The organism is Chloroflexus sp. MS-G (assembly GCF_000735195.1).
Lineage (GTDB): Bacteria > Chloroflexota > Chloroflexia > Chloroflexales > Chloroflexaceae > Chloroflexus.
Genome location: NZ_JPIM01000103.1, coordinates 1 through 15,821, shown reverse-complemented (window position 1 = coordinate 15,821; position 15,821 = coordinate 1). Strand labels below are relative to the sequence as shown.

The 15,821-nt window shown below is 54.3% G+C and carries 10 protein-coding genes; 6 read left to right on the top strand and 4 right to left on the bottom strand.

The annotated features are described in order from the left end of the window. The 3 genes from JE47_RS0115880 to JE47_RS0115870 all read right to left on the bottom strand — a co-directional run. A partial coding sequence (locus JE47_RS0115880) for a VanZ family protein (protein WP_031460697.1) occupies positions 1-1,343 on the bottom strand: 1,343 nt, incomplete at its 3' end. Then, positions 1,327-2,592 carry an ABC transporter ATP-binding protein gene (locus JE47_RS0115875; protein WP_031460696.1) on the bottom strand — a complete coding sequence of 422 codons (1,266 nt, stop codon included), beginning with the start codon at positions 2,590-2,592 and terminating at the stop codon, positions 1,327-1,329. The genes JE47_RS0115875 and JE47_RS0115880, both read right to left, overlap by 17 nt. Before the next feature lie 3 nt (positions 2,593-2,595). Further along, the gene (locus tag JE47_RS0115870; RefSeq protein WP_031460695.1) at positions 2,596-3,480 is read right to left on the bottom strand and encodes an ABC transporter permease; all 885 of its coding nucleotides are present in this window, start codon (positions 3,478-3,480) and stop codon (positions 2,596-2,598) included. A gap of 266 nt (positions 3,481-3,746) precedes the next feature. On the opposite strand from JE47_RS0115870, the gene JE47_RS0115865 reads away from it, so the two are divergent. From JE47_RS0115865 to aroB, 4 genes are read left to right on the top strand one after another with little or no spacing between them, the layout of a single operon-like run. Next, entirely contained in the window at positions 3,747-6,077 is a 2,331-nt protein-coding gene (locus JE47_RS0115865; RefSeq protein WP_031460694.1) for a xanthine dehydrogenase family protein molybdopterin-binding subunit, read from the top strand. A gap of 2 nt (positions 6,078-6,079) precedes the next feature. Next, complete coding sequence (locus JE47_RS0115860) at positions 6,080-7,300, top strand: molybdopterin molybdotransferase MoeA (protein WP_031460693.1); 1,221 nt, start codon at positions 6,080-6,082, stop codon at positions 7,298-7,300. 13 nt (positions 7,301-7,313) lie between these two features. Next, positions 7,314-7,448, top strand: a complete 135-nt coding sequence (locus JE47_RS22445) for a hypothetical protein (protein WP_255346761.1) — start codon at positions 7,314-7,316, stop codon at positions 7,446-7,448. Between the two features lie 12 nt (positions 7,449-7,460). Then, positions 7,461-8,585 carry a 3-dehydroquinate synthase gene (aroB, locus tag JE47_RS0115850; RefSeq protein WP_031460692.1) on the top strand — a complete coding sequence of 375 codons (1,125 nt, stop codon included), beginning with the start codon at positions 7,461-7,463 and terminating at the stop codon, positions 8,583-8,585. A gap of 281 nt (positions 8,586-8,866) precedes the next feature. Here aroB and JE47_RS0115845 read toward each other — a convergent pair whose 3' ends face one another. Further along, complete coding sequence (locus JE47_RS0115845) at positions 8,867-11,716, bottom strand: N-acetylmuramoyl-L-alanine amidase (RefSeq protein ID WP_031460691.1); 2,850 nt, start codon at positions 11,714-11,716, stop codon at positions 8,867-8,869. A 227-nt stretch (positions 11,717-11,943) separates the two neighbouring features. On the opposite strand from JE47_RS0115845, the gene JE47_RS0115840 reads away from it, so the two are divergent. Both JE47_RS0115840 and JE47_RS0115835 read left to right on the top strand, forming a co-directional pair. Beyond that, positions 11,944-14,571 (top strand): ATP-binding protein, encoded by a 2,628-nt coding sequence (locus tag JE47_RS0115840; RefSeq protein ID WP_031460690.1) that lies wholly within the window; start codon positions 11,944-11,946, stop codon positions 14,569-14,571. After that, a complete protein-coding gene (locus JE47_RS0115835; protein ID WP_031460689.1) occupies positions 14,568-15,746 on the top strand; it encodes a hybrid sensor histidine kinase/response regulator in 1,179 nt (392 codons plus the stop codon). Before JE47_RS0115840 ends, JE47_RS0115835 begins: the two co-directional genes overlap by 4 nt. Positions 15,747-15,821 lie beyond the last annotated feature (75 nt).

The window sequence follows — 15,821 nt, the reverse complement described above, 5'->3', positions numbered from 1 at the left end:
ATCGTTATCAACAACGGTCGGTGTATCCCTTGCCACGGTACTCCAATTAGTCCAAATGGCAGACTTAACATAAATGTTAGCGCAATACTCCAGCCGCCGATCTGATGTGTTTCCACTGGTAGCCAGCGGTTAAACAGTGCTTCGCCTGGGCCAAATGTGTATTGTTGCCGGTGTTGCTGTCCGTCTACAAATAGACGGGCAACGGCGCCATCGTAACTGAGTATCAGTACCTGTGGCTGTGAGCTGGTAAAAACGTCGCTGAACCGTAATGGTGGGCGATCATTGGCGGCGCGTGTTAGCGGTAAGCGCATGCGTACCAGAAGATCGGCGCCGGCCTGGATGAGACTCACATTGTGACCATCGATCCCGCGGCCATAGTTGACGATAAAGCCTTCCGTATGTCTGCTTGGTTCTCCCACTGCCACTCGTGCCACTAGCGTAAAAGCACCGGTCTGCGCAATTGCAGCAGCAACTCCTCGTAATGGCTCACGGCTCATCAACCAGCGCTCATAGCCTACTCGCATGCCTTCCTGAGTTAAAACTGGTTTCCCGTGAGCTACTAACGGTCGGCTAAATGGCCCATTCGGCATTGGTGGGAACTGATTGAGATCGTAAGCCAGCAACGGCTGTAGGGCAACTGCCTCTTGAAATGTGTCGACCGTATGCGCCTCACGTTCAGTAAATGCTCGACTGTACAGCGCAACAAAGCTCACATATCCCGGCCAAAACCGCCGTCCATCATCAGCCGCCCCGATTTGTAACGTGTAACGATCCGACCAGTTCGTCGGCAAGGTTGCTCGCTGCCAGTGTTGCAATAGCCATACGGCACTACCAACCCAGATGGTCAGCCCAATGATTACCACTGTGGCTGGTGTTTGTCGGATGAGATGCACCACCCGGCGCCCAATTTGGTCAACAATCGGTAACAATAGAGGTGCCAGCCACCGACTACCCAGCCCGGCGCCGGCCGTATTCGCCATCACATCGAGGATGGCAGCAGTACGACCAGGGATGATAAGCTGAGCGATTTCAATACCGAGTGCCAGCAGACCGGCTAGCATCATTGACCCAAGAATTTGCCCACGTTGACGTATCCCATACCCTGCCAGGGACCAACGTAGCGTCACCCCCAGCGGTATGAAGAGGATCACGTTCTGCATCAGATCAGTGCCGTGGCTGAGACCAGTCAGTAGCCGAAACCAGGGGTTCGTCGGCCAGGTCGGGGTAAACGCAAAAGGGTATAACGTCAACACGCCGATCCAGCTCAGTATCGGTAGCGCCAATACGACGCCGTACCTTCGTACTGCATACGGCGATAAGCGACGATCAACCAATCGGCTCATAGACCGTTGACCAGGGCAGCAAGGGGCGGACAACGCCAGAAAGGTTGCCAGCCCAATCACCACGGGCCGTATCACCTTCCAGGCTATCAATGACTTGAAACGCTACGGCATCACGCTCGGCAAACTGCCCAATCGGCGGATTGAGTGTGGTCAGTGCTGCTTCTACGTACAACGAACCCTCGGCCAGAAAATTGCCGGGAATCGTCACCCGTGCAGTGTACCGTCCGGGCGGTCGCGGGCGTCCACGCCATTCCGGATCGAGGTCGAGTGTCGTGAATACGGCCACATTATCTTCGTTGTAGAGACGAAAATGTGGCATTAACACATAACCACCTTTGCTAACAACGAACTCCATTTCAAGCGTTACCGGTGTCCGAATATCAATCGTATCGGACACATCACCATCAACATCGCGAACCCGCACTGCTCGCAGATGCGCAACATCTTTACCGGGCGCCTTTTCGCGATCCGGCCAAACCCGTTCTGCAATCGAATGCGCGCCCTTGCCCAGGTAGACCCCTACCACCTGTTGAGCTGGGCCATCGGCAATCACCTGTCCCTGGTGTAGCAGAATTGCCCGCTGACACATTCGCAAAATCGACTGCATACTGTGCGAAACAAACAGTACTGTTCGTCCCTGTTGACCAACGTCTTGCATCTTATTGAGGCATTTCTTCTGGAAGCGAGCGTCGCCTACAGCCAGTACCTCATCGACGATCAAGATTTCTGGTTCCAGGTGTGCAGCAACAGCGAAAGCCAGACGGACATACATGCCCGACGAATAAAATTTCACCGGTGTATCAATAAATTTCTCAACCTCGGCAAAGTGCACAATGGCATCGAAATTACGGTCAATTTCGCGCTTACGCATACCGAGGATAGCGCCGTTGAGATAAATATTTTCGCGTCCGGTCAGCTCAGGATGAAAACCGGTACCAACTTCGAGTAATGATGCAACTCGTCCATACAGCTCGGCCCGTCCGCGCGTTGGCTCAGTAATTCGGGAGAGAACCTTCAGCAGGGTACTCTTCCCGGCGCCATTACGACCGATAATTCCGACGACCTCCCCTTGCTGGATGTCAAATGAAACCCCATTGAGCGCCCACAATTCGGTTGTCTCCGCCGACGGTTGACCACGAAACCGCTCGACAATTGCATCGCGCAAGGTGGCATATCCTGGACTGCGCTGCTTGATCGCTCCAATCCGGTACTGTTTTGCTAAATCACGGGCACGAATTGCGTATGGCATAGGCTAAATAATGTCGGCAAACTTACGTTCCACCGCCTGAAAGTAGAGCAAACCAGAACTAAACAGGGCTATTGCCGTTGTGACCGAAATGAACATCAGCAGGCTGGGCGGTTGGGTGCCCAGTAATGCCCAGCGAAACCCTTCGACAACACTGACCATCGGGTTAAGGGCATAAACAATCTGCCAGTGCCCTTCGATTAGGTTACTTGGATATACCACCGGTGTCGCGAAGAGCCAGAGCTGGATCAGGAATGGAGTGGCATGGCGCACATCACGGTAACGGGCGTTGATTGCCGAAAGCCAGAAGCCGACACCCAGCGCCGTGATCATTCCTAGGAGCATAAATAGCGGTAAGAGAAATACTGCCGGCGTGGGTGCCCATTGATACCAGAACATCAACGCTAGCAAGATCAAAAACGACAGGCCGAAATCTACTGTTCCGGCCAACACGCTGGCTGTTGGGATGGCAAGCCGCGGAAAGTAGACTTTACGGACAATACTGGCACTCCCAACTAGGCTGTTGGCCGCCTGGGCGACGGTGTTGGCAAAAAACTGCCACGGTAAGAGTCCGGCCAGATTGAAAAGCGGATACGGAATACCGTTGGTATTCACTCCGGCTAATCGCCCAAAGATGATCGTAAAGACAACCAGTTGCAGCGTCGGTTGGATAAGCGCCCAACTTGCACCAAGCAGTGTTTGCTTGTAGCGCACCTTAATGTCACGCCAAACCAGGAAGAAGAGTAACTCGCGATAGTCCCATAAGTCGCGCCAGTTGAAATGCCACCATCCCTTACGCGCCTCGATAATGATTGGTTCGTGTATGCTGTCTGGGACAGATGACACTGCACTGGCGTCGTTCACCGAGGTTGAAGGTTCAAGTATCGCCATAATGCTGGTGTTGTCCTTACATTCGGAAACGGTAACGTCTGTTGATACGTCAAATCAGTTAGTCTGACAAAGATCTCCCTTATGTAGCATAGTCGGTTCACGGCTATCGTGCAATTACAATTTCTTCAATTGCACGCCTAGCGACAACACCACCGTTGCCGATCAGATGTTTCAGCTACTCACGAACGGCGCAACGAATTCTGGTATCATATTCATAGTACGAGTGTTATCACACAGGGTTGACAAAAAAGAAAGGTAGTCGAACGATGGCTTATGCAGCCCTGATGGGTGCCGAAATTAAGCGCCGCGAGGATCCGCGTCTTGTGCGTGGACAGGGCACGTATGTGAGCGATCTGCGTCTACCGGGCATGTTATATGTCGCAATTGCCCGCAGCCCTTATGCTCACGCCCGGATTGTCGCAATCGACAAAGCTGCGGCACTGGCTCATCCCGACGTGGTTGCAGTGTATACCGGCGCTGATCTGGTCGATCTCTGTCGGCCACTTCCCCTCGCGAGTTCTGGTGAAGGCGGCAGTGGTGCTCAACGTTATACGGGCCGCACGCGCTATGTCCTGGCCGTTGAGCGGGTTCGGCATGTCGGTGAAGCAGTTGCTGCAATTGTTGCCCGTACCCCAGAGGCAGCCCTCGATGCTGCACTTTCGCTTCCTATCGAATGGGAACCATTACCTGCTGTCATTGATCCATTGGCGGCTATCGCACCTGACGCACCGGTCATCTTCGATGGTCTGCCTGACAATATCGACCATCGCCGCCGCCGCCAAAAGGGGGATGTCGAAGCGGCGTTCGCTTCCGCTTATCGTATTATTCGCCAGCGTATGGTCAACCAACGTCTGCTCGGCTTCCCTATGGAAGGACGTGCGGTAGTGGCTGCACCTGATCCGGCCAGCGAAGGTATCACGCTTTGGACGAGCACCCAAACACCGCATCAGGTGCGTAGTGAAGTTGCCAACGTTGTTGGGCTGAACGAGAATCAGGTGCGCGTGATTGCTCCCGATGTCGGTGGTGGTTTTGGGGTTAAGATCGGTATCTATCCCGAAGAAGCTCTGCTCGCCGCCCTTGCCCGTCAGCTCAATGTCCCGCTGCGCTGGGTTGAGCATCGGCTTGAGCATGTTCAGGCTACTACCCATGGCCGTGGTCAGGTCTGCGATATTGAAGCTGCGGTAACCGCCGATGGTGAAGTGACTGCGTTGCGTATGCGAATTGTCGCCGATCTCGGTGCTTACCCGCTCGCTCCAGGTCTGCCCGATCTCACCACCGCGATGGCGGTTGGCGTGTATAAGATTCCGGCTGTCGATTTAGAGGCGATTTGTGTCTATACCAATACCACACCGGTCGCCGCCTATCGTGGCGCAGGTCGGCCCGAAGCTGCCTACTATATCGAACGACTGATGGATCTGGTCGCTGCTGAGCTGAACCTCGATCCGGCAGAGGTACGACGACGCAATTTTATCCCGCCTGATGCGTTTCCGTATAAGACGCCAACCGGTCTCACCTACGATAGTGGTGAGTATGATAAGGCGTTGAGCAAGGCGTTAACTCTGGCCAATTACGAGCAGCTCCGCACCGAGCAGGCGGCGCGTCGGGCTGCGGGTGATCGTATGTTACTCGGTATCGGGATTGCCTGTTATGTCGAGATGTGTGGGTTTGGCCCTTATGAAAGTGCGCAGATTAAAGTAGAGCCGAGTGGTAGCGTCACGGTCACAACCGGTATTTCACCTCACGGCCAGGGTACGGCAACAACTTTTGCCCAGATTGTGGCCGATCAGATCGGGGCAGATTTCGAGCGTATTGTTGTGAAGCATGGCGATACAGCTATTACCCCAATGGGCATCGGTACCATGGGGTCACGTTCGCTTGCCGTCGGTGGTGCGGCCCTGATGCGCGCCGCCACGAAGGTGCGTGAGAAGGTACGTCAGATTGCGGCTGCTATGCTTGAAGCGAACGTGGCCGATATAGAGCTGCATGAAGGTCGTTATCAGGTGCGTGGTGTGCCTGATCGAGCGCTGACCCTGGCCGAGATTGCTCGGCGTGCGTACAGCAATAAACTTCCTCCCGACATCGATCCTGGCCTCGAAGCGGTTGACTATTTCCGTCCTGCTGACCTGATTTATCCCTTTGGCACACATATTGCCGTGGTTGAGGTAGATAGCGAAACCGGCCAGGTATACATTCGCGCTTACTACTCAGTTGATGATTGTGGGCCACGAATAAACCCACTGATTGTCACTGGCCAGATTCATGGCGGCTTAGCCCAAGGGATCGCTCAGGCTCTCCTCGAAGAGGTAGTGTACGATGCTAATGGTCAGTTGCTTAGTGGGACGTTAATGGATTACGCTTTACCACGCGCTGATCTCTTTCCACCTTTTACAGTTGACAAGACTGAAACTCCAACCCCGCTCAATCCACTCGGTGTAAAAGGCGTGGGAGAGGCGGCTACCATCGGCTCAACGCCGGCCATTGCGAATGCCGTTATTGATGCGCTTCGACCGTTTGGGGTGCGACATATCGATATTCCGCTACGTCCAGAAAAGGTCTGGCGTGCGCTCAGAAATGGGAACCTTGCCAAAGGAGCATAATTATGCTGCGCGAGTCTCCATACCCGATGGTCAGCGTTTCCGAGGCGACAGCTCTTATTATGGCTCATGTGCAACCGCTGAGGAGCGAAGAAATTGATGCGTTAACTGCCCTTGGACGGGTCTTAGCCAGCGATGTTGTCTCACCTGAAGATATTCCTGATGTGCCCAAATCGGCGATGGATGGCTACGCCTTGCGTGCTGCCGATGGCCTTGCCCCCCGTCGTATCGTTGGTGAATTGACTGCGGGTGGTACGGCAACCGTCGCTATCGCACCCGGTGAGGCGACGCGCATTATGACTGGCGCACCTATGCCAATCGGTGCCGATGCGATGATCCCGGTTGAGCTAACCGAAGAGCGCGATGGTATGCTGTATATTCAGCGTGAATTGAAGCCCGGTGATTATGTGCATTCGGTCGGTCAAGATGTTCGTCGTGGTCAGATGGTCTTGGCCGCTGGCACAGCGCTTGGCGCTGCCGAGATTGGACTCCTGGCTACACTCGGTATTACTCGCATTGCAGCGTATCGCCAGCCACGAGTAGCGGTCCTGGCTACTGGTGATGAAGTGGTCGAACCGGGAAGTGAGCGACCTGGTGGGGCTGTGCGCGATAGCAATCGTTATGCGCTGATGGCGGCTATCCGCGAGGCCGGCTGCATTCCAATATCGCTTGGCATCGCCCGTGATGATATTGACGTGCAGCGCCAGGCTATCTTACAAGGTCTTGATCAGGCCGATGTTCTCATTACCAGTGGTGGTGTGAGCATGGGTACGCGCGATCTGATCAAGCCGCTGCTAGCCGAGCTTGGCACGGTGCATTTCGGTAGGATTGCTTTTAAGCCGGGTAAACCAACCACCTTCGCTACTATTGGTGACAAGCTGGTCTTCGGTTTACCGGGTTATCCGGTGTCCTCATTGGTCTCGTTTGAAGTCTTTGTGCGCCCGGCGCTGCGTGCTTTACAGGGTGATGCCACTCCATTCCGCCCTCAGATCGAAGTAACTCTGGCGGAACCGGTTCGTCCTTCACCCGACCGACCTGAATATCAGCGGATTATCGTGCGTTATCAAGAAGGTCGCCTGCTAGCAGTTACTACCGGTAGTCAGAGTAGCTCACGCTTGCTCTCTCTGCGCGGGGCAAATGGTCTATTGCTGGTGCCGGCTGGCGAAACGACCTATCCGGCCGGTAGTACCTTACCGGCGCTGCTTACCGGTCAATTGCTTTTGTGAAGGGTATTGTTTTGTGGAATCGCTCATACTGTTGCGTACCCTGCTCCAGGAACCTGAACCATGGCCCGGCCCATTAACGTACCTGGGTCTGGCCCTCTTGCTAGCTGCTGTGCTGATGACAATTATTAACCGCCGTCGTAAACCATAACCGAAGCTTATCATGACAACGACGCTCACCGTAACAACCAGCACAACCTCTTACCCCGTTATCGTTGGGGCTGGTGTGCTATCAACGCTCGCCGGGCATCTGGCTGCCCTCGAATTGCGCGGAACGCTCTGGCTGATTGCCGATGAACATCTGCTTTCTACAGCCGAACAAATTGCAGGAATGCTCAGTGCAGCCGGCTTTCGTGTCCAAACCACAACCATCCCATCAGGTGAACAGAGCAAATCGTTTAACGAACTGCATCGTCTTTACGATTGGATGATCGAGAATGGTATCGAGCGGCGTGATGCAGTGTTGGCCCTAGGTGGGGGAGTGGTTGGTGATCTGGCCGGTTTTGCGGCTGCCACCATCTTACGTGGCGTAGCACTCGTGCAATTGCCGAGTACTCTCCTGGCAATGGTTGATGCTGCGGTTGGTGGTAAGACCGGTATTAACCATCCGCTGGGCAAAAATTTGATCGGTGCTTTTCACCAACCACGCCTGGTATTGGCTGATACCCACTTGCTGGCAACCCTACCGCCGCGCGAACTGCGCGCTGGCTGGGCTGAAGTGATCAAGCACGGTGTCATTCGTGATGCCGACCTCTTTGTTGCCCTGGAAGAGCTTGCGTCAAGCCAGGGCTGGCATGCAACTAATGCGGCGTACTGGGATGCGCAGAATATTGAACTTACGACAAAACTCACCGCCATCATCGCTCGTGCAGTCGCAGTGAAAGTTGAGGTTGTCTCACGCGATGAATTTGAACGTGGCGAACGAATAACGCTCAACTACGGTCATACCATTGGTCATGCAATCGAGCAATTGCTCGGCTATCGCCTGCTCCATGGTGAATGTGTCGCGATTGGCATGGATGCCGCGGCCCAGATTGCCGTTGCTCTCGGCTTGTGTCCACCCGCACTTGTTGAACGTCAGCGTAAGCTGCTTGCAGCGTATGGACTATCGACCGCCTTACCAACAGACCTCGACCGCGATGCCGTGCTGGCGCTCATTGGGCGCGACAAGAAAGTACAGGCCGGCAAAGTACGCTGGATTTTGCCAACAGCTATCGGTCAGGTCGTTGTGCGATCTGACGTGCCGTTCGATGTTGTTGAGGCAGTGCTAGCCAGCGATCAGGTTTGAACGATGGCATCTTGGTCATAATCTGTTTCACCACCGAAAGCACAGAGTACCAGGGCTTTTCAACGTTCGTTCCCTATTTTTAGGTTCGATCCGAAAAAATTCCTTTGCAGGAGATATTGGAACGTAGTGGTATGCCAATATGGCGTCCATTGCCCTCGTTGGTGGTCGCTGGCGGGAAGGGGCAATGTATAGCATGCCGACAATCATCGAAGCACATTCGTAGGGGCGCGGTGCCCCGCGCCCGCGCTCCCCTCCCAGAAAAACACCTACCGGCAATCCGGCTACCGTTCAATGAGTGGCAACATCACCTGGTATACCGTTACACGACTATCCACGCGAAAACGCATCCCGACGATCTCTGACTCATTCCCGTTACTGTCGATTGCCTGATAGCGCAAATGATATTCCCCATCGGTGAGCGCCCCAATTTCAATAACCGGTTCAGTTGTGCTCACCCACGTCTCACCGTCCCATGAATAGCGCAAGATAGTATGACCACCACCCAAATCTGCGGCACTCAGGCGTAATCCGCGTAGTGAACGGAAAAGCGGACCAATCATCTCACCCTGGGCCAGCCCCTCACGGACCAGCGTAAAATCGCTTGCTCCCGGTTCCTTCACCCGATACCCTACCGCTGCACTCCCGTCAAGTTCAAAATACTTGATTGCCAGCGTGTGGAGACCAGCCGGGAGCGTGATGGTACCGGTGACGGTTTGGAGAGGATGCACGCCAGCATTCGCGACGACCAGTTGATCGTTCACCCACAGCCATGCCCCGTCGTCACTCTGTAGCTCGAAGGTATACTCGCCACTTACCGGTGCGATAAAAGTACGAACCTGTTCGATCAAAAAGTAGTCGTTGCGATTGACTATCGGGCCATCAGCCCCCCAATCACGCAGTTCACCGTACCAGACAAAGCTCCCCAGAAGCGAACCACGGCGTATCGAGAGCGGGTTTTGCGTTCGTGATAGGAGCCGTGCAGGGGTGTTCGCCAATTCGTAAACCATTGCCAATGGCTGAAGCAGCTCGTTGTAGCGGGTTACCTGCGGCGGTTGCCGTTCAGGTGTGATCGTAATCTGCTGCTCGGCCTGGTTGAGCGATACATACGCCACGTATTCGTGAATAGCGCCCGCTCGTACCGTTACTACCCCTGGCAGACGGAACCGCACATAGCCGACAATCGTCTGGGTCTGACCAGGGTCGAGCCGACCACTAATACCCCAGCGCCACGGATAGCCACCGGTTTCGCCGGCACAGGGCACCGTTCGGCCCTGCATTCCCAGCATCACCCGAAACCGACCTGCCTCTTTCGGAAAAGTCGGATAGTTCTGATCCGTTGCGCCGAGAAAACATTCACCTTCATCGTAAACATAACCCTCGCGCTCGAATTCGCTGCTACTCAGATCGAAGACACTGCCACCTAATGGGTCTTGGCCGTAAATCGGTTCGGCGCCTACATTCCGCACTGTAAAGCGGATCGGTAAAACCTCACCTGCTGCCAGTGTCGTTGTACCGTACTCGACTGCCACTAATTCCAGACGCTGACGGCTGCTATCCAATGCCTGCCATTGCACTGCATCGAAGAGCACCGCCCGTCGTTGGCTCAACGGCTCGCCAGTGAGATCCGATAGGAACAGACTGGCGGTGTTGGGGGTAAAATTGTAGGTGCCAAGATTGACCCAACCGGTTTGCGTTGCCTGATTCACCACGTGCTCGACAATGCCAGCAGCCGTCGTAATCCGGTAACGGGCCTGTTGACTCGGATTGAGGCCAGGGCAGTTGTTGGGAACATACACCAACACACGGTACACACCAGCAGCCGGGAGATTAGGCCGCCATGTAGCCTCGTTCGTACTTTCGGCCGGTTTGTCGGTGGCAAAGGTGTAGAGGGCTGTGCCACCGTATCCACAGGTAGCCAGATACCAGTTGGCATTGCTGCGCGTAAATCCACTCTCATGTTCCTCAATGATCAGATCACCGTTATCGGGTTGACTCTCACCCGCCAGCCGGGCCTGCACGCGCTGGCGAATACTGGGCAGCAGATTGAAGAGTGCATCACCCGGACATGTCGTATGGCCGGGTGTCACCTGGCGATGACCACTGATATGATCAATGACCGATCCGGGGTTAAACGGGGCACAAAAGCGTGAAATCGAACAGCCGTAGTAGAAGCTACGACCAAGCGGATCAATCCGTTTCTGATCAGCTTTCCATGCCAATAACGCAACCAACGAATCGAGTGCAGCCGTGGTGGGTGCAGCACTACTGTAGGTGCCAATCAGTGCCACTCCCATCGAACCGTAATTGGCAGTATCGTGAAAACCAACCGCATCATCACCACCGGCCCGCCCTTCGTAAATAACACCGTTCGGATCGATCAGGTAGTTATAGCCAATATCACCCCAGCCTCGTGAATAGGTGTGGAACGACCAGATAGCGCGTACCCGGTCAGCCCAGGTTTGCCCTTCGGCCAGCGTATTGGCGTCAGCCGTATGATGGATCACGAGGTGACGCACCGGATAATAGGCCGGTGGCGCCAGTGGGCTTTGTTGACCATGCGGATTGCCCCAGGCTGTACGACTGACTACCGGCGGTCGGGCAATGGCTGCCGGAGTTCCTGAGAGGGTTGCCGTCGGTGCAGCCGGACCAAACCGACTATCAACGGTGCTGACCTGGAGCGAGCGAAATCCGGTTGTGTCGCCAGGCAACTCGACCCGTACCTGATACCAGTGCTGATCAGGTCCGACAAAGATCACATCACTCCAGTGCAGATCGGGGCCATCCGTCGGCTGCCACAGCTCCTTATCTTCATGGATAACGACCCACTCACTCCAGGCAATTCCATCACGACTGACCCGTAGCGATAGCAATGGATAACGATCGGCCACAACCGACCAGCGCAAAAGCATGTGCGTAAATGGACGTGGTGCTGGAGTCGGTGGCGTCAGGAAACCGTTGGCAGCAGTCAGGAGTGGGAGCGCTCCCTCGGTGATACCCTGCTCGTTCACAAAAAGCTGTTCGTCAGGGCGACCATCAGCGGTGCGCTTCACATTCGCCGATGCTGACGTGAATGGCATGATGAGTGTCAAGAGGATGCTGAGACACGTGATAAGACGAAACCGGTAAGTCATTGCACACCTCGGCCAATAGTTCACTTCTCTGTCAGCAATTCTAACGATAGTGCGTCGTAAAACCGAGAGCAGCAGGTGACGAAATGATGACATCGCAACGATGACACCTCTGTAAGCCATCCGTCATCTGGTGTTGATTGCGATCTACGGCGACTTCTGCTACCATACATAAAGATTTCATTAACAAACGGCTGTGCCGTAAGCTGCTGATATATCTACCGGCGTCTATGAACGCAATTCGCTCAAGCATTCAGCTCAAAATCTTACTCCTACTGCTCGGTCTAGCCCTACCACCGTTGATCGTCGTTGGATGGCTTGGACTGAGCAGTTTAGCTATTGCTCGCGAAACAACGGTTCAGGAAGGGGCGAATGCGCTGCGGCAACAGGCTACTGCTAGTCTACGCCAACGTGCTGCCGATAAAGCTCAGTTCTACGATGCTGCCTTAGTGGGAGTGCAACAACAGGTCGAAACAGTGGCCGGATATGCCCTGCAACAGTACAATGCACCGGTTGTCGCTTTCAGCAACGAGCGTGTGTGGATCGCACCACGACCTAATGAAGCACTCTTGAAGGCATACGCGGCAGAAGTGGCGTATGCACGTCGAATTATTCCCCTCTTGCGAGAGATGGTTGCGCATAACCCGCTGGTGAACATTGGCTATATTGCCTTAGAATCCGGCGGCGTCATCGCATTTGATAATGAAGCCGTTGTCGACCAGTTACTGACACTCGATTCGTTTGATCCGCGAGTACGTCCCTGGTACGTCAAGGCCCGCAAAGCCGGTACAACCGTATGGACTGAACCGTATGTCGATGCAAATACCGGCTTACTGGCGACAACCTGTGCCCGACCGATCTATGATGCGCAGGGCGTATTTATTGGTGTTGTGGCCTTTGATCTCTTGCTTGACACTATCCAACAAGACCTGTTGACCGTCGATATAGGTTCAAGCGGCTATGCGCTGCTCATTAATGAGAGCGGTGATGTGGTGGTACGGCCGAATATGCAGGTCAACGGGCGTTGGGATCAACCGTACCGTACCGAAAATCTGCTGAATTCAGCCAATGCTGATCTACGGGCAGTGGCCGAACAAATGGTGGCCCGGCAGTCGGGTGTGCAACTGATTCAAGAAGGTGAGCAGGTAAGTTACGTTGCGTATGCCCCGATCACCACTGCTGGCTGGAGTATCGCGCTGGTGATTCCCGCCGACGAAATTGATGCTCCGGCCATCGCTACCGGTCAGCGTCTGAGCGAGAGCCAGAGCCAGTTGTGGAATCAGTTGGTGTCAGTCTTGTTAGTTATCATCGTTGTTATCAGTCTGCTAGGTCTCTTACTCTCGCTATCGTTCACGAATCGGATCAGTGTGATTCGGGAAGGCGTGCAGGCGGTTGCCAGCGGTGATCTTTCGCAGCGCTTGCCCGCGGCTGGTGTTGATGAAATCGGTCAACTGGTTGCGGCCTTTAATCACATGACTGATACGCTGCAGAGCAAGATTGCCGAACTGGAAGAAAACGCTCGTCAACTGGCAACGCTCAATGCCGTCTCGAATGAACTGAAGAGCATTCTATCGTGGCCCGTCTTGCTCGACACCATTCCCAAATTAGTTTGCGAGCGATTTGGCTTTGATCGATCAGTTCTCTACCTGGTTGATGGTGATGTGTTGCGTGCCGTCAGTGCATCGTTTGGGCCTGAAAATGAAGCCGAGACCCAACGGTTTCTCGCTGTGGCGAATGCGCATCCGTTGCGTATTAATGGGAGTAGCGTTGAAGCCGATGTTATTCGGAGCCGGAAGGCTATCATTGTCGATAATCCTGAACAGAATCCTTTCGTCAGTAAAGCTAAGCAAGCGGTCGCAGCCAGTCAATCGTATGTGCAGGTGCCAATCTTTGGCCGCAATGACGTCGTGATTGGGATTATCTCTGCTGACTACAAGTATAAGCAGCGTTCTGTTCAGGCACGCGATGCAGCTCAGTTGCTCACCTTTGCCAGTATGGTCGGGTTGACGATTGAGAATGTTCAACTCTACAATGACCTTGAACAACAAGTTGCGCGTCGCACTGAAGAGCTACGAGCGGCGCTCGAACGGGCACAACTTGCCGACCGTCGGAAGAGCGATTTTCTTGCCAGCATTAGCCACGAACTGCGAACACCGCTAAACGCGATTATCGGTTTCTCAACCGTTTTGCTGGATGATACCGAGCAATCTCTGTCCCCAACGCAACGCGAAGACATCCAAAGTATTAATCGCAATGGTCGCTTCTTGCTCCATCTGATTAATGAGTTGCTCGATCTCGCCCGTATTGAAGCCGGTCATCTCAATCTTGATATTGGCAGTGTTGATCTGTATCACATTGTCAGTGAAGTCTGTGACACGGTACAAACCCTCTTGCGTAACCGACCGGTATTGCTACGGAATGCTGTTCCGGCAACCTTGCCGGAGGTCTCTGCCGATAGTGACCGGTTGCGCCAGATTCTCTTTAATCTGCTCTCGAATGCAATAAAGTTCACTGAACGTGGTACTATTACCGTAAGCGCACAGGTGTATGATGAGGTTAATGAAGAGGGTAAGGTTGGTCGCTTTGTGGCGGTGAGTGTTTCGGATACCGGTATCGGTATCCCTCTTGAGCGACAACACGAGATCTTTAGCGAATTTGTTCAAATTCACGGTCGGCGGTCGCGTCTTGGTGGAACCGGCCTTGGTCTGGCAATTACCCGTAAATTAGTCTTGGCCCAGGGTGGGCGTATCTGGGTCGATAGTACATCCGGTATCGGCTCAACCTTTACCTTTACTATACCGATAGCGCAACCCGTCTTGCTGGCAGCACAGGTTGATACTAACGTTACGACATCATGAACCAGTTGCCACAAATCCTGTATATCGAAGATAACCCTGATAATCAGCGTCTGGTACAACGGGTGCTGAGTGCGCGTGGTTATCAGGTTATGATCGCAGAGGATGGCCCAAACGGTTTAGCGTTGGCTCGTACCAGTCATCCGGCGCTGGTATTGGTTGATCTCGGTATCCCCGGCCTCGATGGCTACGAGACGACTACCCGTTTACGTTCACTGCCTCATATGCGCGATGTGCCAATTATTGCGCTGACCGCCGATGCTTCGCCAGGAGCACGTGAACGGGCATTAGTCGCCGGGTGTGATGGGTATCTGAGTAAACCAATCGATGCCCGTGCGTTGCCAGCACAGATCGCCGAGTTCATTGAAGGCCGACGTGAACGTCTGCCAGAGGTCATGGAGACGGAGTTACTGCGTTCATACAATCAAAAGCTGGTCGAACGGCTCGAAGCACGGGTTCGCGAACTGACGCAGGCTAATGCGCAACTACAAGACCTCGACCGGATGAAGGATCAGTTCCTGGCTACCCTCTCGCACGAGTTACGCACACCGCTGACTTCGCTGCTTGGCTACCTCGAACTCTTCGAGCGTGGTATGCTTGGCTCCCTTAGCCCGCAACAGGAAGAGGCGATACGGGTTATGCGGCGGAGCAGCGAGATATTGGCGCGCCAGTTGAACAATCTGCTCTATTTTCAGGAGATACGGAGCCGTTCTCTTCATTTTGTACAACTTCAACCACTCGACATCCTGCGTCCACTGGTTGCTGCTGCCCGCGAACGTGCTGCTCAGGCTCAGTTGCAGTTTGAGGCCATCTTTTCAGAGATGCGACCGATCGAAGTCGATCGCTCCGCTTTTGAGCATCTCATCCGTAACTTGCTCGAAAATGCGTTCCAATACACCGAGCCAGGGGGACGAGTACGCCTGATTGTCCGTGATGAACCGACGCGCCTGATTATTCGGGTCGAAGATACCGGGATCGGAATTGCGCCGAGCGAGCACGAAAAGATATTCCTTCCTTTCTATCAAGTTGATCACTCGTTGGCGCGTGGTCATCCCGGCAGTGGGCTTGGCCTGGCAATCGTGCGCCATATCGTCGAATCACACGGCGGGCAAATTGCTCTACGCAGCGTTCCCGGTGAGGGGAGTGCGTTCACGGTTGCTCTTCCGCGTCGTTTGTAACCTCTGTGTCGAAATGAGTTTCTCTACCTTACCCTGTAGCGCGGGCCTGTAGCCCGCGACCTGACATCAGTCACG

Excerpts from the sequence above, each read along its gene's own strand:
- JE47_RS0115845 (WP_031460691.1), bottom strand. The coding sequence starts at position 11,716 with ATGACTTACCGGTTTCGTCTTATCACGTGTCTCAGCATCCTCTTGACA.
- JE47_RS0115840 (WP_031460690.1), top strand. The coding sequence starts at position 11,944 with ATGAACGCAATTCGCTCAAGCATTCAGCTCAAAATCTTACTCCTACTG.
- JE47_RS0115865 (WP_031460694.1), top strand. The coding sequence starts at position 3,747 with ATGGCTTATGCAGCCCTGATGGGTGCCGAAATTAAGCGCCGCGAGGAT.
- JE47_RS0115870 (WP_031460695.1), bottom strand. The coding sequence starts at position 3,480 with ATGGCGATACTTGAACCTTCAACCTCGGTGAACGACGCCAGTGCAGTG.
- JE47_RS0115835 (WP_031460689.1), top strand. The coding sequence starts at position 14,568 with ATGAACCAGTTGCCACAAATCCTGTATATCGAAGATAACCCTGATAAT.
- aroB (WP_031460692.1), top strand. The coding sequence starts at position 7,461 with ATGACAACGACGCTCACCGTAACAACCAGCACAACCTCTTACCCCGTT.
- JE47_RS0115875 (WP_031460696.1), bottom strand. The coding sequence starts at position 2,592 with ATGCCATACGCAATTCGTGCCCGTGATTTAGCAAAACAGTACCGGATT.
- JE47_RS0115860 (WP_031460693.1), top strand. The coding sequence starts at position 6,080 with ATGCTGCGCGAGTCTCCATACCCGATGGTCAGCGTTTCCGAGGCGACA.